Origin of the sequence: Pseudomonas sp. NPDC089530, assembly GCF_050280705.1 — a bacterium.
GTDB lineage: Bacteria > Pseudomonadota > Gammaproteobacteria > Pseudomonadales > Pseudomonadaceae > Aquipseudomonas.
Genome location: NZ_JBNNVU010000106.1, coordinates 1 through 16,861 on the forward strand (window position 1 = coordinate 1; position 16,861 = coordinate 16,861).

The 16,861-nt window shown below is 66.2% G+C and carries 18 protein-coding genes and 1 pseudogene; 14 read left to right on the forward strand and 5 right to left on the reverse strand.

Going from position 1 to position 16,861, the window contains the following annotated elements; all coding sequences use genetic code 11:
* Positions 1–53: 53 nt before the first annotated feature.
* The 13 genes and pseudogenes from ACQKQA_RS26340 to ACQKQA_RS26400 form a co-directional block, all read left to right on the forward strand.
* A pseudogene (locus tag ACQKQA_RS26340) lies at positions 54–257 on the forward strand (histidine ammonia-lyase); the annotation flags it as partial.
* Positions 250–675: an acyl-CoA thioesterase gene (locus ACQKQA_RS26345; protein ID WP_427563987.1), complete on the forward strand. Its 426-nt coding sequence runs from the start codon at positions 250–252 to the stop codon at positions 673–675. The pseudogene ACQKQA_RS26340 and the gene ACQKQA_RS26345, both read left to right, overlap by 8 nt.
* Complete coding sequence (locus ACQKQA_RS26350) at positions 672–1,280, forward strand: outer membrane lipoprotein carrier protein LolA (RefSeq protein ID WP_427563989.1); 609 nt, start codon at positions 672–674, stop codon at positions 1,278–1,280. Before ACQKQA_RS26345 ends, ACQKQA_RS26350 begins: the two co-directional genes overlap by 4 nt.
* A complete protein-coding gene (locus ACQKQA_RS26355; RefSeq protein WP_427563990.1) occupies positions 1,264–3,600 on the forward strand; it encodes an MMPL family transporter in 2,337 nt (778 codons plus the stop codon). Before ACQKQA_RS26350 ends, ACQKQA_RS26355 begins: the two co-directional genes overlap by 17 nt.
* Complete coding sequence (locus ACQKQA_RS26360; protein WP_427563992.1) at positions 3,597–4,769, forward strand: sodium:proton antiporter; 1,173 nt, start codon at positions 3,597–3,599, stop codon at positions 4,767–4,769. The genes ACQKQA_RS26355 and ACQKQA_RS26360 overlap by 4 nt, the downstream gene beginning before the upstream one ends.
* Entirely contained in the window at positions 4,756–6,003 is a 1,248-nt protein-coding gene (locus tag ACQKQA_RS26365) for an NAD(P)/FAD-dependent oxidoreductase (protein ID WP_427563993.1), read from the forward strand. Before ACQKQA_RS26360 ends, ACQKQA_RS26365 begins: the two co-directional genes overlap by 14 nt.
* On the forward strand, positions 6,000–6,746 hold the full coding sequence (locus ACQKQA_RS26370) for a class I SAM-dependent methyltransferase (protein WP_427563995.1): 747 nt from the start codon (positions 6,000–6,002) through the stop codon (positions 6,744–6,746). Before ACQKQA_RS26365 ends, ACQKQA_RS26370 begins: the two co-directional genes overlap by 4 nt.
* Positions 6,743–7,228 (forward strand): hypothetical protein, encoded by a 486-nt coding sequence (locus tag ACQKQA_RS26375; protein ID WP_427563996.1) that lies wholly within the window; start codon positions 6,743–6,745, stop codon positions 7,226–7,228. Before ACQKQA_RS26370 ends, ACQKQA_RS26375 begins: the two co-directional genes overlap by 4 nt.
* Positions 7,225–8,421 carry a beta-ketoacyl-[acyl-carrier-protein] synthase family protein gene (locus tag ACQKQA_RS26380; protein ID WP_427563998.1) on the forward strand — a complete coding sequence of 399 codons (1,197 nt, stop codon included), beginning with the start codon at positions 7,225–7,227 and terminating at the stop codon, positions 8,419–8,421. The genes ACQKQA_RS26375 and ACQKQA_RS26380 overlap by 4 nt, the downstream gene beginning before the upstream one ends.
* Positions 8,418–8,891: a hotdog family protein gene (locus ACQKQA_RS26385; RefSeq protein WP_427564000.1), complete on the forward strand. Its 474-nt coding sequence runs from the start codon at positions 8,418–8,420 to the stop codon at positions 8,889–8,891. Before ACQKQA_RS26380 ends, ACQKQA_RS26385 begins: the two co-directional genes overlap by 4 nt.
* On the forward strand, positions 8,888–9,616 hold the full coding sequence (gene fabG, locus ACQKQA_RS26390) for a 3-oxoacyl-ACP reductase FabG (RefSeq protein ID WP_427564002.1): 729 nt from the start codon (positions 8,888–8,890) through the stop codon (positions 9,614–9,616). Before ACQKQA_RS26385 ends, fabG begins: the two co-directional genes overlap by 4 nt.
* Entirely contained in the window at positions 9,616–10,845 is a 1,230-nt protein-coding gene (locus ACQKQA_RS26395; protein WP_427564004.1) for a beta-ketoacyl-ACP synthase, read from the forward strand. Before fabG ends, ACQKQA_RS26395 begins: the two co-directional genes overlap by 1 nt.
* A gap of 22 nt (positions 10,846–10,867) precedes the next feature.
* On the forward strand, positions 10,868–11,314 hold the full coding sequence (locus tag ACQKQA_RS26400) for a hypothetical protein (protein WP_427564006.1): 447 nt from the start codon (positions 10,868–10,870) through the stop codon (positions 11,312–11,314).
* 282 nt (positions 11,315–11,596) lie between these two features.
* Here ACQKQA_RS26400 and ACQKQA_RS26405 read toward each other — a convergent pair whose 3' ends face one another.
* On the reverse strand, positions 11,597–11,980 hold the full coding sequence (locus ACQKQA_RS26405; protein ID WP_427564008.1) for a type II toxin-antitoxin system PemK/MazF family toxin: 384 nt from the start codon (positions 11,978–11,980) through the stop codon (positions 11,597–11,599).
* A 169-nt stretch (positions 11,981–12,149) separates the two neighbouring features.
* On the reverse strand, positions 12,150–13,043 hold the full coding sequence (locus tag ACQKQA_RS26410) for a LysR substrate-binding domain-containing protein (protein ID WP_427564010.1): 894 nt from the start codon (positions 13,041–13,043) through the stop codon (positions 12,150–12,152).
* A gap of 120 nt (positions 13,044–13,163) precedes the next feature.
* On the opposite strand from ACQKQA_RS26410, the gene ACQKQA_RS26415 reads away from it, so the two are divergent.
* On the forward strand, positions 13,164–14,432 hold the full coding sequence (locus ACQKQA_RS26415; RefSeq protein ID WP_427564012.1) for an MFS transporter: 1,269 nt from the start codon (positions 13,164–13,166) through the stop codon (positions 14,430–14,432).
* Between the two features lie 93 nt (positions 14,433–14,525).
* On the opposite strand, the gene ACQKQA_RS26420 is transcribed toward ACQKQA_RS26415, so the two are convergent.
* The 3 genes from ACQKQA_RS26420 to ACQKQA_RS26430 all read right to left on the reverse strand — a co-directional run.
* Positions 14,526–14,873, reverse strand: coding sequence for a YgiW/YdeI family stress tolerance OB fold protein (locus tag ACQKQA_RS26420; protein WP_427564014.1), 348 nt, complete (start codon positions 14,871–14,873; stop codon positions 14,526–14,528).
* A 145-nt stretch (positions 14,874–15,018) separates the two neighbouring features.
* Positions 15,019–16,086, reverse strand: a complete 1,068-nt coding sequence (gene hemE / locus ACQKQA_RS26425; protein ID WP_427564015.1) for a uroporphyrinogen decarboxylase — start codon at positions 16,084–16,086, stop codon at positions 15,019–15,021.
* 229 nt (positions 16,087–16,315) lie between these two features.
* Positions 16,316–16,861, reverse strand: a 546-nt coding sequence (locus ACQKQA_RS26430; RefSeq protein ID WP_427564017.1) for an FAD-dependent oxidoreductase, incomplete at its 5' end; no start/stop codon positions are given.

The window sequence follows — 16,861 nt, forward strand, 5'->3', positions numbered from 1 at the left end:
TACCCCCGACCACCTGATGCGCCTGTTCGAACCGGCGCCCGGTCTGGTGGCGGTCCGCCACCCTGCTGGCCGCCAACCAGGGCGTCTGGCTGCGGGGCCAGGCCGCGGACGCGCGGCCACTGCCGCCGGCCCTGGCGGCCATGCACGGGGAGTTGGCCAAGGACTTTGCGCCAGTGATCGAGGACCGCGCCCTGGAAGGCGAACTGCGCCTGTGCCTGCAACGCATTGCCGAACAACACTGGGGGCTGCATGCGTAGTCGGGGCGTGCTGCACGCGGACACCGAGATCCAGGTGCCGTTTTTCGATGTCGACTCCATGCATGTGGTCTGGCACGGGCATTACGTGAAGTACCTCGAAGTCGCCCGTTGCGCCCTGCTCGACAAGCTCGGCCACAACTACAACCAGATGCTCGAGTCCGGCTACGCCTGGCCGGTGATCGACCTGCAACTGCGCTACGTGCGCGGCGCGGTATTCGGGCAGAAGCTCAACGTCCGCGCCAGCCTGGTGGAGTGGGAAAACCGCCTGAAGATCAACTACCTGATCACCGACCTGGAAAGCGGCGAACGCCTGACCCGCGCCAGCTCGGTGCAGGTGGCCGTGGAGCTCGCCAGCCGCGAGATGCAACTGGCCTCGCCCAGGGTATTCACCGAGGCCGTGCAAAGGATGCTGCCATGAGAGCCTTGCGCAGCCTGCGCCCACTGAGCCTGCTGCTGGCCCTCGGCTTCAGCTCGCTGGCCCAGGCCTTCGACCTGCAACAGCTCAGCGACCAGTTGGCCAAGCCCGAGGTGATCCACGGCGGTTTCGTTCAGGAAAAACACCTGCGGGCCCTGCCCCAGCCGCTGACCAGCAAGGGCCGCTTCGTCCTGGCGAAAGACCATGGCCTGTTGTGGCTGCTGCAAACCCCGCTGCAACAGGACTACCGCATCACCGGCAAGGGCATCGCCCGTCGCGATGCCGGCGGCTGGCAAATGCTGCCGGGCAAAAACGCCGGGGCCGAACAGAACCGCCTGTTCCTCGCCGTGCTGCAAGGCGACAGCAGCGGCCTGCAGCGGGACTTCGAGCTGGCCCTGTCCGGCGATGCCACGGCCTGGAAACTGACCCTGACCCCACGTTCGCTGTTGCTCAAGCAGGTGTTCACCCGGATCGACATCGACGGCGGCGAACTGGTGCAGCGCATCGAGCTGCTGGAAACCCAGGGCGACAGCACGCTGCTGAAGATGCACGACAGCACCAGCAACCAACCGCTGAGCGACGCGGAGCAACATGATTTTGCCGAGTGAACGCGGGTGGCCGCGCCTGTTCCTGCTCCTGCTGGTGGCCGTGCTGGCCCTGGCCGGCTGGCAATGGCGCCATGGCGCGCCGCTGTCGGCCAACCTCATGGAACTGGTGCCGGGCACCGACCCCGACGCGCTGGAGCTCAAGGCCGAACAGCGCATGCAAGAACCGCTGAACCGCGAAATGCTGGTGCTGGTGGGGCACGCCGAGCGCCAGCAGGCCATCGCCATGGCCCAGCGCCTGGGCGAGCAGTGGCAAGCCAGCGGACTGTTCGAGAAGGTCCAGTGGAACCTGCAGGCCGACCTGCCGGAGCTGCGCAGCCAACTGCTGCAAGGACGCCTGGCGATGCTCTCTGCCGCCGACCGTCAGCAACTGATCGAGCATCCCGAGGCCTTTATCCAGCAGCGCGTCCAGGCACTGTTCGATCCCTTCGGCGGCTTCAGCCTGGTGCCGAGCCAGGATGACTGGCTGGGCCTGACCGGACGCATCCAGAACAGCCAGCCGCAACGCGGCGCGGTGCAACTGGACATCGGCAGCGGCGCCCTGATCGCCGATGCCGACGGCAAGAGCTGGGTGCTGCTGCGGGCGCGCACCACCGGCAACGCCTTCGACATGCAACTGCCGCTGCAAGTCGCGGCCCTGCTGCAGCACAGCCGCGAACAGGCGGCCCAGGCCGATGTCCAGCTGCTGGCGGCCAGCGGCCTGCTGTACGCCGCCAACGGCCAGCAGCAGGCCAGCCGCGAGATCACCTGGGTCGGCGGCGGCGCTACCGCCGGCATCCTCCTGCTGCTGTTGCTCGCCTTCCGCCGCTGGCGGGTGTTGCTGGCGTTCGTCCCGGTGCTGGTGGGCATGCTGTTCGGCGCAGTGGCCTGCGTGGCCTTCTTCGGCCGCATGCATGTGATGACCCTGGTACTGGGGTCGAGCCTGATCGGCGTCGCCGTCGACTACCCGCTGCACTACCTGTCCAAGGGCTGGAGCCTGCAACCCTGGCGCAGCTGGCCGGCGCTGCGCCTGACCCTGCCGGGCCTGACCCTGAGCCTGGCCACCAGTTGCATCGGCTACCTGGCGCTGGCCTGGACGCCGTTCCCGGCTCTGACCCAGATCGCCGTGTTCTCCGCCGCCGGCCTGCTGGGCGCCTACCTGAGCGCGGTGTGCCTGCTGCCGGCGCTGCTGCGGGGCATGGCGCTGCAACCGGCGCAATGGCCGCTGCGGGTGGCCGCGAGGCTGGTCGAGCTGCGCCTGCGGCTACTGCAGCGGGTGCCCAGCCACTGGCTGCTGGCGCTGCTGCTCGCCTTCTGCGCCGGCGGTCTGTGGCACCTGGAAAGCCGTAACGATATCCGCCAGTGGGTGGGCGCACCGCTGCCCTTGCAGAACGAAGCCCAGGCCATCGCCCGGATCACCGGCTACCAGCCCACCAGCCAGTTCTTCCTGGTGCGCGCCGCCGATCAGCCACAGTTGCTCGAACGCCTCAAAGCCCTCAGCGAGCGCCTGGAGCAGTTGGTGAGCCTGGAAAAACTCCAGGGCTACCTGTCGCTCAACCAGTTGCTGAACCAACCCGCCGATCAGCAGAAGCTGCGCGAGGCCCTGCGCAAGCTGCCGCAGTTCTGGCAGCCGCTGCTGGCGCTGGGCGTACCCGAGACCGCCCTGCAAGCCGAACTGGCGCAACTGCAGGCGCTGCCCGACCAAGACATCGATGCCACCCTGCAAGGTCCCCTGGCCGAGCCTTACCGCACCCTGTGGCTGGGGCCCACCGCCGATGGCGTGGCGGCCATGGTCAGCCTGCAGGGGCTGAACAACCCGCAGCTGCTGCAGGTACAGGCCCAGGATCTGCCCGGGGTGCAACTGGTGGACCGCCTGGGCGAGCTGAATCGGGTGTTCGCCGCTACCCAGATCAGCGCCGCCGAGCTCAAGCTCGCCTCCTGCGTGCTGATCGTGTTGCTGCTGGTCGTACCGTTCGGCCCGGGCGGCGCCCTGCGCATCGTCGCCCTGCCGCTGCTGGCGGCCCTGTGCAGCCTCGCCAGCCTGGGCTGGCTGGGGCAACCCCTGACCCTGTTCAGCCTGTTCGGCCTGTTGCTGGTGACCGCCATCAGCGTCGACTACGCCATCCTCATGCGCGAACAGGTCGGCGGGGCCGCCGTGAGCCTGCTGGGCACCCTGCTCGCCGCCCTGACCACCTGGCTGTCGTTCGGCCTGCTGGCGATCTCCAGCACCCCGGCGATCAGCAACTTCGGCCTGGCGGTGAGCCTGGGCCTGGCCTTCAGCTTTCTCCTGGCGCCCTGGGCCGGCCACCAGCAGCACCCTGCAATGGAGCCCAGCCAGCGATGATCGCCCTGTTCTGGTTCATGGCGTTGCTGCTGTTCGCGCTCGCCACCCGCATCGGCAGCCGTTTCGGCCTGATCCCGATCGTCAGCCAGTTACTGTTGGCGACCTTCGGCCTGCCGCTGCTGATGCTGTTCTGGATCGAGCCGCACTGGCAGTTGAGCGGTGCCCAACTGGTCGCGCCCGGCTGGCTGAAAAACCTGTACGGCCTGAGCTTCGCCCTGCTGCTGGGGCACATCCTCAGTGACGTGATCGACCTGCGCCTGGACCGCCAGAGCCTGAAGATCGCCCTGCCGAGTTTCGCCATTCCCTTCGCCTGTGGCCTGGCCACCGCCGTCTGGCTGCTGCCGGCGCAACCCTGGCTGAGTTCCCTGGCGGTCGGCCTGCTGTTCGCCATCACTGCGATCCCGGTGCTGTACCTGTACCTGCGGCACATCGACTACCCGCCGCCGGCGACCCGGCGCCTGGTGCAGACCGCGATCCTCATCGACCTCAGCTGCTGGACCCTGTTCGGCGTCGCCCAGGGCAGCCTGCACCTGAGCAGCCTGCTGCTGCCCCTGGGCGGCGCCTGCCTGCCGCTGCTCCTGCGCGGCCTCGGCCTGCGCCAGCCGCTGCTGCACAGCCTGGGTTTCTTCGGCCTGCTGATGGTGGCCGAACACTACAAGCTCAACGCGCTGATTCTCGGCATCGGCTACCTGTTGTGCATGGCCCTGCTCAAGGTGCCGCTGGTGCTGCCGTTAAAGGCAGCCTGGATGAGCCGCTTGCAGACCGGCCTCGCGATCCCGCTGATCCTCACGTTCGGCATCGTGCAGATCGACGTGCACAGCGCCATGGGCAGCCTCGGCTGGGTCCAGCTGGGCGCCCTGCTACTGTTGCCGATAGCCAGCAAGTTGCTCGGCAACTGGCTCGGCCTGGGCTGGGCCGGCAGCTCCTTCGCGGGCGCCAGCCGCTGGCGGGAAAGCCTGCTGCTGAACATTCGCGGGCTGAGCGAGATCGTCTTTCTCAACCTGCTGCTGCAACAACAGCTGATCAGCCCGGCGCTGTATTTCGCACTGATGCTCATGGGGCTGGTCGCCACCCTGTTGCCAGCCCTGGCCGGGCTGCACCGAACACCGTTGGTCCCTCTGAACCTGAATGTCGCCGAACCGGCAAGGAGCCCCAGTGCCAAGAGTTGAAATGGAACGCCGCGAGGTGGTGGTGATCGGTGCCGGCCCGGCGGGCGCCATCGCCGCCGCGCTGCTCAAGGCCAAGGGCCACGACGTGCTGATCGTCGAGCGCCAGCACTTCCCGCGATTTTCGATCGGCGAAAGCCTGCTGTCGCACTGCCTGGATTTCGTCGAAGAGGCCGGCATGCTCGACGCGGTCAACGCCGCCGGCTTCCAGCTGAAGAACGGCGCCGCCTTCGCCTGGGGCGAGCGTTACAGCGCCTTCGATTTCGGCGACACCTTCAGCGCCGGCAAGCCCACCACCTTCCAGGTACAGCGCGCCGACTTCGACCAGTTGCTGGCCGATCAGGCCGCCTTGCAAGGCGTCGAAGTGCGTTATGGCGAAACCCTCGTCAGCGCCGACTTCAGCCTCGACCGACCACAGTTGCAGGTGCTGCGCGAAGACGGCAGCGAATACTGCGTGCAAGCCGCTTTCGTCCTCGACGCCAGTGGCTACGGCCGTGTGCTGCCGCGCCTGCTGGACCTGGAGGCGCCATCGAACTTTCCGCTGCGCCAGGCGGTGTTCACCCATGTCGAAGACCGTATCGACAGCCCGGGCTTCGACCGGGAAAAGATCCTGGTCAGCATTCACCCGACAAAACGCGACATCTGGTTCTGGACCATCCCGTTCAGCAACGGCCGCTGCTCGGTCGGCGTGGTGGCGGCCCAGGAGCATTTTGCTGGCCGCGATCACGACCTGGACCAGTGCCTGCGCGGTTTCATCGCCGAGACCCCGAGCCTGGCCAAGGTGCTGCGCAACGCCGTCTGGGACACCCCGGCGCGGACCCTCGGCGGCTACTCGGCCAACGTCAAGACCCTGCATGGCCCGGGCTTCGCGCTGCTGGGCAATGCCGCGGAATTCCTCGACCCGGTGTTCTCCTCCGGGGTGACCATCGCCATGCGTTCGGCGAGCATGGCCGCCGCCGTGCTGCATCGCCAGTTGCAGGGCGAAAGCGTCGATTGGGAAAGCCAGTTCGCCGCGCCCCTCAAGCGCGGCGTCGACACCTTCCGCTGCTACGTCGAAGGCTGGTACGCCGGCACCTTCCAGGATGTGATCTTCCACCCGGGCAGCTCGTCGGATATCCGCCGGATGATCAGTTCGATCCTCGCCGGCTATGCCTGGGACGAGCGCAACCCGTTCGTCAGCGAGCCCAAGCGACGGCTGCGCATGCTCTCGGAAATCTGCGCCAAGGAAGCACCATGAACGACGCTCCGTCACAGTACCTGAGCGCCAGCTACGTCGAGGAAACCCGTTTCGGCTTCTGGTTCCTGCGCAGCCATACCTGGCAGCACCATGTGCTGCGGGTGGCGATCGACGACCTGCGCCGCCTGTTCGACAACCCGCCGCCGGCCAACCCGGTGCTGCTGGATGCCGGCTGCGGCCAGGGCAAGTCGTTCCAGCACCTGCACCAGGTCTTCGCCCCCCGGCGCCTGATCGGCCTGGACGCCGACCCGCACAGCCTCAAGCTCAGCCGCGAAGAAGCGGCGCGCCAGGCCATGCAGGTCGAGTTGATCGGCAGCGACTGCGCGACCCTGAAGGTCGCGGACGCCAGCGTCGACCTGCTGTTCTGCCACCAGACCTTCCATCACCTGGTGGAGCAGGAAAAGGCCCTCGCCGAGTTCTATCGTGTCCTTAAGCCGGGCGGTTACCTGCTGTTCGCCGAATCCACCGAGGCCTACATCGACACCTGGGTGATCCGCTGGCTGTTCCGCCACCCGATGCACGTGCAGAAAAGCGCGGCGCAGTACCTGGAAATGATCCGCCGACAGGGTTTTGAATTCAGCCCACGGAATGTGTCTTATCCCTATCTGTGGTGGAGCCGGGCCAAGGACTTCGGGCTGCTGGAACGCTTCGGCCTGCGCCGCCCGAAACCCTTTGGCCAACGGGAAGAAACCCTGGTCAATGTGGTCGCCCGCAAACCCCTGCACGAAGGTGCCGCTGGATGATCCGAGCCCTGCTCGTCGGTTGCCTGCTGTTGCTGAGCGCCTGCGCCAGCCAGCCGCCGCTGCCCGAGAAGACCCCGAGCCTGGCCCTGCCGCTGCAACTGCATGTCGAGCGGCAACAGGCCGGGCAGCGTCAGGACTGGCTGCTGGTGATCCAGGCCGAAGGGCCCGGCATCCGCTGGTCGCTGATCGACCCGCTGGGCATCCCCCTGGCGCGCCAGCGCCTGCTCGACGGCCGCTGGCAGGCCGACGGCCTGCTGCCGCCGAACCCGGAGGCCCGCGAGCTGTTCGCCGCGCTGCTATTCGCCCTGACGCCCGCGGGAGAACTGCGAGATAATTATCCAGCCGCCCGGCAGCACGGCGCGCAGCGTGACCTCGACCCGCACTGGCGGATCCGCTACCGCCAGGCCCTGGATTTCCGCCTGGAGCTGCCCCGGGGCCTGTACTACCACATCAGCCCGCTGACCGCCGAGGACGCCCCATGACGGCCTACCTGAATGCCCTCGGGGTGATTTGCGCCCTGGGGCGCGACAAGCAGCAAGTGGCCCGCAGCCTGTTTGCCGGCGACTGCTCCGGCATGCGCGCCGAGGCCGGCTGGGTGCCGGAGCGCAGCCTGCCGGTGGCGGCGGTGCAGGGGCCCCTGGCGAGCATTCCGGCGCAGCTGGGGCAGCACAACAGCCGCAACAACCGGCTGCTGCTGGAGGCCGCCCTGCAGATCCGTGGCGACATCGACCAGGCCATCGCCCGCTACGGCCGCGGCCGCATTGGCGTCGTCCTGGGCACCAGCACCTCGGGCATCGCCGAGGCCAGCCGCGGCATTGCCCAGTACCTGAACAGCCAGTGCTTCCCGGCCGACTACGACTATCGGCAGCAGGAGCTGGGCGCGCCGGCGAACTTCCTCGCCGACTGGCTCGACCTCAGTGGTCCCACCTACGTGATTTCCACCGCCTGCACCTCCAGCGCCCGAGCCCTGATGAGCGCCCGCCGCCTGCTCGACCTGGGCCTGTGCGACGCAGTGCTGTGCGGTGGCGTCGACACCCTGTGTACACTGACCCTCAACGGTTTCTCGGCCCTGGAAGCGGTTTCCGCGCAGCGCTGCAACCCGTTCTCGGTCAACCGCGACGGCATCAACATCGGCGAAGCCGCCGTGCTGTTCCTGATGGCCAAGGAAACCCTCGGCGCCCAGCCGATTGCCTTGCTCGGCGCCGGCGCCAGCTCCGACGCGCACCATATTTCCGCACCGGAGCCCACGGGCCGCGGCGCCCTGCAAGCCATGCAAAAGGCTCTGCACAACGCCGGCCTGCAAGCCGGACAGATCACTTACCTGAACCTGCACGGCACGGCGACCCCGCACAACGACGCCATGGAAAGCCTGGCGGTCGACCAGCTGTTCCCGGCCGGCGTGCCCTGCTCGTCGACCAAGCCCATGAGCGGCCACACCCTGGGCGCCGCCGGCGCGCTGGAGGCGGCGTTCTGCTGGCTGAGCCTGTCCGCCGCCAATACCGAACACACCTTGCCGCCCCATGTCTGGGACGCCCAGGCCGATCCACAACTGCCGCCGCTGCGCTGGGTCACCCGCGCCACCCGCCTGGAGCAGAGCGCTCCACGCTATCTGATGAGCAACTCCTTCGCCTTCGGCGGCAACAACGTCAGCCTGATTATCGGAGACGCCCCATGATTGACTGGCCGCTCGCCGAACTGCTGCCCCACGCGGGGGACATGATCCTGATCGATCAGGTCCTGGGGTTCGATGAAGAGCAGATCCATACCCGCCTCACCGTCAGGCCCGGCGGGTTGTTCAACCGTGCCGACGGCAGCCTGCCAGCCTGGGTCGGCATCGAGCTGATGGCCCAGAGCGTCGCGGCCTATGCCGGTTGCCATGCGCGCCAGAAAGGCAAGCCGGTGGAGCTGGGGTTCCTGCTCGGCACGCGCAAGTTCGAATGCAACGTGGAACACTTCCCGGCCGGCAGCGAGCTGCATATTCACGCCCTGCGCTCCCTGCAGGACGACAGCGGCATGGGGGTCTTCGAGTGCCACCTGAACGGCCCCGGCATCCACGCCCTGGCCCGCCTCAACGTGTACTGTCCGCCACAGGCGGCCAGCTATCTGAACGAATCACCCGCTTCATCCACAGGAATCCAGCCATGACTGAATCCGTACTGGTCACCGGCTCCAGCCGCGGCATCGGCCGCGCCATCGCCCTGCGCCTGGCCCAGGCCGGCCATGACCTGATCCTGCACTGCCGCAATGGCCGCAGCGACGCCGAGGCCGTGCAGGCCGAAGTCCAGGCCCTGGGGCGCCAGGCGCGCATCCTGCAATTCGACGTGGCCGACCGCGCCAGCTGCAAGGCCATCCTCGAAGCCGACGTGGAAGCCCATGGCGCCTACTACGGCGTGGTGCTCAACGCCGGCATGACCCGCGACGGCGCCTTCCCGGCCCTGGGCGAAGACGATTGGGACAGCGTGCTGCGCACCAACCTCGACGGTTTCTACAATGTGCTGCACCCGGTGATGATGCCGATGATCCGGCGCCGCGCCGCCGGGCGCATCGTCTGCATCACCTCGGTGTCCGGGCTGATCGGCAACCGTGGCCAGGTCAACTACAGCGCCTCCAAGGCCGGCCTGATCGGCGCCGCCAAGGCCCTGGCCATCGAGCTGGGCAAACGCAAGATCACCGTCAACTGCGTGGCGCCTGGCTTGATCGACACCGCCATGCTCGACGAGAACGTGCCGGTGGAAGAACTGCTGAAAATGATCCCGGCGCAACGCATGGGCACCCCGGAAGAGGTCGCCGGCGCGGTGAACTTCCTGATGTCCGCCGAGGCCGGCTACATCACCCGCCAGGTACTGGCGGTCAACGGAGGCCTGTGCTGATGAAACGCGTGGTCGTCACCGGCATGGCCGGCATCACTTCGCTGGGCAGCGACTGGGACACCATCGCCGCCCACTTCAAGGCCAACCACAGCGGCATTCGCCGGATGGACGAGTGGGACCGCTTCAGCGAACTCAACACCCGCCTGGCCGGCCCCATCGACGACTTCAAGGTGCCAGGCCACTGGACCCGCAAGCAGCTGCGCAGCATGGGCCGGGTTTCCCGGCTCGCCGTGGGGGCGGCCGAGCAGGCCCTGGCCGATGCCGGCCTGCTGGGCGACGAGTCGATCAAGGACGGGCGCATGGGCGTGGCCTGCGGCTCGTCCACCGGCAGCACCGACGAGATCAAGGCATTCGGCAACATGCTGCTGAACTCGGTGGCCGAGGGCCTCAACGCCAACTCCTACGTGCGCATGATGCCGCACACCACCGCGGCCAATATCAGCATCTTCTTCGGCCTCACCGGGCGCCTGATCCCGACGTCCAGCGCCTGCACCAGCGGCAGCCAGGGCATCGGCTACGCCTACGAGGCAATCAAGTTCGGCCGCCTGCCGCTGATGCTCGCCGGCGGCGCCGAAGAGCTGTGCCCCACCGAAGCCATGGTGTTCGACGCACTCTACGCCACCAGCCTGAAAAACGACGCGCCGCACACCAGCCCACGGCCCTACGACCGCGATCGCGACGGCCTGGTGATCGGTGAAGGCGCCGGCATGCTGGTGCTCGAGGAACTGGAGCATGCCCTGGCCCGTGGCGCCCGGATCCACGCCGAAATCGTCGGCTTCGGCAGCAACGCCGACGGCCAGCACACCACCCGTCCGGAACTGGTCACCATGCGCCGGGCCATGGAGCTGGCCCTGGAAGATGCCGGCCTTGCGCCTTCGGCCATCGGCTACGTCAACGGCCACGGCACGGCTACAGAACAGGGCGACATTGCCGAAACCCTGGCCACCAGCGGCCTGTTCGGCAGCCGGATGCCCATCAGTTCGCAGAAGAGTTTCCTCGGCCACACCCTGGGGGCCTGCGGCGCGCTGGAGTCCTGGTTCAGCATCGAGATGCTCAACCGCGACCTCTACGTGCACACCCTCAACCTCGACGCGGTGGACCCGCAGTGCGGCGAACTGGATTACCTACGCGGCGAATTCCGGCAGATGAGCTGCGACTACGTGATGAACAACAACTTTGCCTTCGGCGGCGTCAACACCTCGCTGATCTTCCGCCGCTGGCCTCAATGACGTTACCCCTGGAGAAAATGGAATGTCTTCCCTGCTTCGCGCAACCCTGATCGTCCTCGCACTGCTGAGCACCGCCGCGTGCACCAGCAAGCGCATGTACACCCCGGAACGTGTGGTTCCGGCGACGATCCACGCCGACCACGAAGAGATGAAGCAGGCGATCCTGAAGAACCTGGTGGCCCGCGGGTGGTCCGTGCAGCGCGTTGGCCCGGAGCTGGTCCAGGCCGAGATCACCGTGCGCGAGAAATACCACGTGGAAATCGATATCCAGTACGCGCCGACCCACTACAAGATCCTCTACCGCGACAGCAGCGGCATGAACTACAAGGACGGCAAGATCCACAAGAACTACATCCGCTGGGTACGCCTGCTGGACAAGGGCATCCTGCGCGAGCTCAAGGACAACCAGAACGAGCGCACCGCGCAACAGCTGTCCCGCGCGGCCCAGGCGATGCCTGCGCCGAACTGATCGGCCGGCCTGAAACGAATCCTCCCACCCGAACCGGCCCCTGCAGGAACGAGCTTGCTCGCGGTGGAACCACCAGGTTTCAGAAACGACAAAGGGCGCCTTTCGGCGCCCTTTCACAAACAGGCTGGCTTGTCATCGCGCTATGCCTGTCCAGCTCTGCGATGGCTGGTTGCCCAAGATCCTCAGAGTCTCACAGGTCCCTTTCGGGTACTCGGGCAGTCTCGCTCGAAGCCCGCCCCCCAGCAACCGTGGCCAACTGCCTTTTCTCGGGAAGAGTCCCCATCAGACTCCCAAAGCCTTGCGGACCGCGGCCTTGACCGCGGCAAGCTCTTCGTCTGAAAGTTGTAAAACTTCATAAATCCGTCGGCCATGGCGGTCTTTACGCCTGATCCGGTCGAGTCGCGGCAGGCCGACCGTGGCAAGCATGTCGCATTTCGCCCAACAGATGAGCTGCCTCCCCTGGAGACGGTTGGCAAGTTGCAGATGATGCCCGAGCACTAACTCAGGTGCCGTGGTACTCAAGGGAACGACCGTCACCAGATGCCGGTTGCTCCTGTGCCTGCGTATGACTACAACGGGCCTGACCTTGACCATCTCCGGGACTTCATATCCCCTGAAGTCGCAGATCAGGACACTGCCTTCCCTGGGCTGATAGTGAAGTGACATCCGTGGCACTCGCGCAAAGAACCCCAGTCTGCGCAATGCCCCGGCAGATGAGCAAACTCGATCCGTTACCCGAAATGTCCACCGTTATCGCCCCCATGCTTCCCACCAACGTTCGCTGGATCAGACCAATCCAGCGCAACCATCGCCTGCGAAAAGCCCGGTTGCCCCGTTACAACTCCGCCTTGCGGGTCAACAGCTCGACAAAGGCCTTGGCCATCGGCGAGCGCTGGTCGGTGCGTTGCGCCAGCCAGACCGCCGAGACGGCCTCGGGGTCGAGCAGCGGTCGATAGACCACACCGTCGATGCGCATGCGCTGGTAGGACGCCGGCAACACCGAGACGCCGAGCCCCGCGGCCACCAGGCCGATGATGGTCATGGCCTCGCCCGCCTCCTGGGCAAAATGCGGGGTGAAGCCGACATCCCGGGCCAGGGTCAGCAACTGCGAATACAGGCCGCTGCCGTAGCTGCGCGGGAAAAACACGAAGGGTTCATGGGCCAGGGCCGCCAGCGCCAGGCCGGCTTCGCTGCCCGCCACCAGCGGGTGCTTGGAACCGAGCACCGCCACCAAAGGTTCGCGCAGCAACTCCACCACGCTCAGCGAATCCGGCAGCGGCAACGGCCGCATGATCCCGACCTGGATCGACTCGTCCTGCAGCGCCTCGGCCACCTGGGTACTGCTCATCTCCCGCAGCTTCAGGTGCACGTCGGGGTAGCGCTGGCGAAAGGTGAAGATCGCCTGGGGAATGCTCGAATTGAAGGGCGCCGACGAGGTGAAGCCGATCTTCAGTTCCCCCAGTTCCCCCCGCTGCGCCCGGCGGGCGACATCCGCGGCCTTGTCGACCTGGGCCAGCACCTGCCGCGCCTCGTCCAGGAACAGCCGCCCTGCTTCGCTGAGTTCGACCCGACGATTGGTACGCTCGAACAGACGCGCCCCCACCTCCTGCTCCAGCACCTGGATCTGCTGGCTCAAGGGCGGCTGGGAGATGCCCAGGACCTGGGCGGCGCGGCCGAAATGCAGCTCTTCGGCCACGGCGATGAAGTAACGCAAGTGACGCAATTCCATGGACACCTCATTAGGTCGCAGAACCTATCAATCAGGTCGAACAATATATTGGAAAGAAACATTAGCCAGCTATATGCTTTTTTTCATTGCCTGACCGGCTGCGCTCCCCCGAGGCCCTCCGTGAAAACCGCCGTCGCTCCACTCGCCCATGAACTCCCTCCCACCGCCCTCGATGAGGTCGTCGCGCCACTGAACGAGGTCTATATCGAGAAAGGCACGCCGCTGTTCATGCGCACGGTGCTGGCACTGTTCTGCGGCGGCTTCGCCACCTTCGCCCTGCTCTACTGCGTGCAACCGATGATGCCGCTGCTGTCCCGGGATTTTTCCATCAACGCGGCACAGAGCAGCCTGATCCTTTCCGTAGCCACCGGCCTGTTGGCCATCGGCCTGCTGGTCACCGGGCCGATTTCCGACCGCATCGGCCGCAAGCCGGTGATGGTGGCCGCCCTGTTCGCCGCCGCGCTGTGCACCCTCGCCAGCGCCCTGATGCCGAGCTGGCACGGGGTACTGGCGATGCGCGCGCTGGTGGGGCTGTCCCTGAGCGGCCTGGCGGCGGTGGCGATGACCTACCTGAGCGAAGAGATCCACCCCCAGCACATCGGCCTGGCCATGGGCCTCTACATCGGCGGCAACGCCATTGGCGGCATGAGCGGACGCCTGATCACCGGCGTGCTGATCGACTTCGTCAGTTGGCACACAGCGATGCTGGTGATCGGCGGCCTGGCGCTGATCGCGGCGGCGGTGTTCTGGAAAATCCTTCCCGAGTCGCGCAACTTCCGCGCCCGCTCGCTGCACCCGCGCAGCCTGCTGGACGGCTTCGTCATGCACTTTCGCGACGCCGGCCTGCCGCTGCTGTTCCTCGAAGCCTTCGTGCTGATGGGCGCGTTCGTCACGCTGTTCAACTACATCGGCTATCGCCTGCTGGCCGAGCCGTATCACCTGGACCAGGCGTTCGTCGGCCTGCTGTCGGTGGTGTACCTGTCGGGGATCTACAGCTCGGCGAAGATCGGCGCCCTGGCCGACCGGCTGGGACGGCGCAAAATGCTGTGGGCCACCATCGTGCTGATGCTCGCCGGCCTCGCCTTGACCCTGCTCACCTCGTTGCCGGTGGTGATCGTCGGCATGCTGATCTTCACCTTCGGCTTCTTCGGCGCCCATTCGGTCGCCAGCAGCTGGATCGGCCGCCGCGCCATCAAGGCCAAGGGCCAGGCCTCGTCGCTGTACCTGTTCAGCTATTACGCCGGATCGAGCATCGCCGGCACGGCGGGCGGGGTGTTCTGGCACCTGGCCGGGTGGAACGGCATCGGTCTGTTTATCGGTGCCCTGCTGGTGGTGGCACTGCTGGTGGCGTTGAAACTGGCCAAGTTGCCACCGCTGGCAACCGCGTAATCCCTCGAACGAACAGGCCGGCGACCAGCCCCAGCGATCTATTCGCCGGGGTCGGTCGCCGGCCTGGGCGACAACTGATGGCTGTCGATCGGCTTACCTGACGATCTCCAGCAGTTCGGCATCGATCTCCCGCTTGATCAGCCCCTTCTCCACTTCGCCGGTCAGCTTGACCTGGGTCTTCTCGTTGAACGCCACCGACGGCAGGATTTCGTCGTCGATCTCGACGGTGATGGTGCCGCTGGCATCCTTGAATTCGTACTTGTCGTCGTTGTTCAGCTTCTTGGTCACGTAGCCCTGCAGCACCACCGGTGTATCGTCCGCGGCATCGTTGGCCGCCGCGACGCTGGTCACGGCGTGGGCACCAGGGCCGGTGTAGCCGGTGGCCAGGGCAGCGGTGCTGAACAGCGGAGCGAGCAACAGAACGAGGTAACGGGTCTTCATGGCAGTCATCCAGTGTGGGTTTCGATGACGCCAGATTAACCAGCCCGACTGAATTCAAACTTAATCCGCCAGGCCCTTTCCCGGGATTGTGTGAAGAGCCCAAAAAAAAGCCCGGCAAATGCCGGGCCTGATTATCAGATCGCGATCACTGGTGATACTGCGCCGACAGTTCGTGCACCGCGCGCAGGAAGGCGCCGGCGTGCTCCGGATCGACTTCCGGGGTGATGCCATGGCCGAGGTTGAACACATGGCCGCTGCCCTTGCCATAGCTGGCGAGGATGCGCGCGACTTCGGCACGGATCGCTTCCGGCTTGGCATAGAGCACGGTCGGGTCCATGTTGCCCTGCAGGGCGACCTTGCCGCCGACCCGCTGGCGCGCTTCGCCGAGGTCGCAGGTCCAGTCCAGGCCCAGGGCGTCGGCCCCGGCGTCGGCAATGCTTTCCAGCCACAGGCCGCCGTTCTTGGTGAACAGGATCACCGGCACCTTGCGCCCTTCGTGCTCGCGGATCAGGCCGCTGACGATCTTGCGCATGTAGGCCAGGGAGAACTCCTGGTAGGCCGCCGCCGACAGGTTGCCGCCCCAGGTGTCGAAGATCTGCACCGCTTGCGCGCCGGCCTTGATCTGGCCGTTGAGGTAGCTGGTGACCGACTGCGCCAGCTTGTCCAGCAGCAGGTGCATGGCGTGCGGGTTGTCGTAGAGCATCGCCTTGGTCTTGCGGAAGTCCTTCGACGAGCCGCCTTCGACCATGTAGGTGGCCAGGGTCCAGGGGCTGCCGGAGAAGCCGATCAGCGGCACGCGGCCGTTGAGTTCGCGGCGGATGGTGCTGACCGCGTCCATCACATAGCCCAGGTCCTTGTGCGGATCGGGGATCGGCAGGGCCTCGATGTCGGCCAGGGTGCTGATGACCTTCTTGAAACGCGGGCCTTCGCCGGTTTCGAAGTACAGGCCCTGCCCCATGGCGTCGGGGATGGTCAGGATGTCGGAGAAGAGGATGGCCGCATCCAACTGTGGATAACGGTCCAGCGGTTGCAGGGTGACTTCGCAGGCGAACTCCGGGTTCATGCACAGGCTCATGAAATCACCGGCGTTGGCACGGCTGGCGCGGTATTCAGGCAGGTAGCGCCCGGCCTGACGCATCATCCACACCGGGGTGACGTCTACGGGTTGCTTGAGCAGGGCACGAAGGAAACGGTCGTTCTTCAGGGCAGTCATGTCGGCATCCGGAAAAAAAGTGGGGGCATTTTCTCAGAGCGCGACGCAAAAGGCACGGCAAGAGCCGTGCCTTTTATCTATAGGGTCAATTTGTCGCGGATTATAAACAGCCTTTTAAGCGTCGCGAGCGAAGGCTAGGCAAGGCGAAAACAGACGAGGAAGCGGAGTTGACAGCTGTCAATGAGCATTCCGAGTCTGTTTTCAACGCAGCATAGCCGAGCGCAGCAGCTTAAACGCCCAGGTAGTCGAGGATGCCTTCGGCGGCGTTACGGCCTTCGAAGATCGCCGTCACCACCAGGTCGGAACCGCGCACCATGTCGCCACCGGCGAAGATTTTCGGGTTGCTGGTCTGGTGCTTGTACTGGCCCTGTTCCGGCGCCACGACGCGGCCCTGGCTGTCGGTCTGGATGCTGAACTGCTCGAACCACGGCGCCGGGCTCGGGCGGAAACCGAAGGCGATGACCACGGCATCGGCCGGGATGATCTCCTCGGAACCCGGGATCGGCTCGGGGCTGCGACGGCCACGGGCATCCGGCTCGCCGAGACGGGTCTCGACCACCTTCACGCCTTCGACCTTGTCTTCGCCGACAATGGCGATCGGCTGGCGGTTGTAGAGGAACTTCACGCCTTCTTCCTTGGCGTTCTTCACCTCTTTGCGCGAGCCCGGCATGTTCGCTTCGTCACGCCGATAGGCACAGGTCACCGCCTTGGCGCCCTGGCGGATCGACGTGCGGTTGCAGTCCATCGCCGTGTCGCCGCCGCCCAGGACCACGAC

Coding starts and splice junctions, on each gene's coding strand:
- ACQKQA_RS26345 (WP_427563987.1), top strand. CDS start 250: ATGCGTAGTCGGGGCGTGCTGCACGCGGACACCGAGATCCAGGTGCCG.
- ACQKQA_RS26350 (WP_427563989.1), top strand. CDS start 672: ATGAGAGCCTTGCGCAGCCTGCGCCCACTGAGCCTGCTGCTGGCCCTC.
- ACQKQA_RS26355 (WP_427563990.1), top strand. CDS start 1,264: ATGATTTTGCCGAGTGAACGCGGGTGGCCGCGCCTGTTCCTGCTCCTG.
- ACQKQA_RS26360 (WP_427563992.1), top strand. CDS start 3,597: ATGATCGCCCTGTTCTGGTTCATGGCGTTGCTGCTGTTCGCGCTCGCC.
- ACQKQA_RS26370 (WP_427563995.1), top strand. CDS start 6,000: ATGAACGACGCTCCGTCACAGTACCTGAGCGCCAGCTACGTCGAGGAA.
- ACQKQA_RS26375 (WP_427563996.1), top strand. CDS start 6,743: ATGATCCGAGCCCTGCTCGTCGGTTGCCTGCTGTTGCTGAGCGCCTGC.
- ACQKQA_RS26380 (WP_427563998.1), top strand. CDS start 7,225: ATGACGGCCTACCTGAATGCCCTCGGGGTGATTTGCGCCCTGGGGCGC.
- ACQKQA_RS26385 (WP_427564000.1), top strand. CDS start 8,418: ATGATTGACTGGCCGCTCGCCGAACTGCTGCCCCACGCGGGGGACATG.
- fabG (WP_427564002.1), top strand. CDS start 8,888: ATGACTGAATCCGTACTGGTCACCGGCTCCAGCCGCGGCATCGGCCGC.
- ACQKQA_RS26395 (WP_427564004.1), top strand. CDS start 9,616: ATGAAACGCGTGGTCGTCACCGGCATGGCCGGCATCACTTCGCTGGGC.
- ACQKQA_RS26400 (WP_427564006.1), top strand. CDS start 10,868: ATGTCTTCCCTGCTTCGCGCAACCCTGATCGTCCTCGCACTGCTGAGC.
- ACQKQA_RS26405 (WP_427564008.1), bottom strand. CDS start 11,980: ATGTCACTTCACTATCAGCCCAGGGAAGGCAGTGTCCTGATCTGCGAC.
- ACQKQA_RS26410 (WP_427564010.1), bottom strand. CDS start 13,043: ATGGAATTGCGTCACTTGCGTTACTTCATCGCCGTGGCCGAAGAGCTG.
- ACQKQA_RS26420 (WP_427564014.1), bottom strand. CDS start 14,873: ATGAAGACCCGTTACCTCGTTCTGTTGCTCGCTCCGCTGTTCAGCACC.
- hemE (WP_427564015.1), bottom strand. CDS start 16,086: ATGACTGCCCTGAAGAACGACCGTTTCCTTCGTGCCCTGCTCAAGCAA.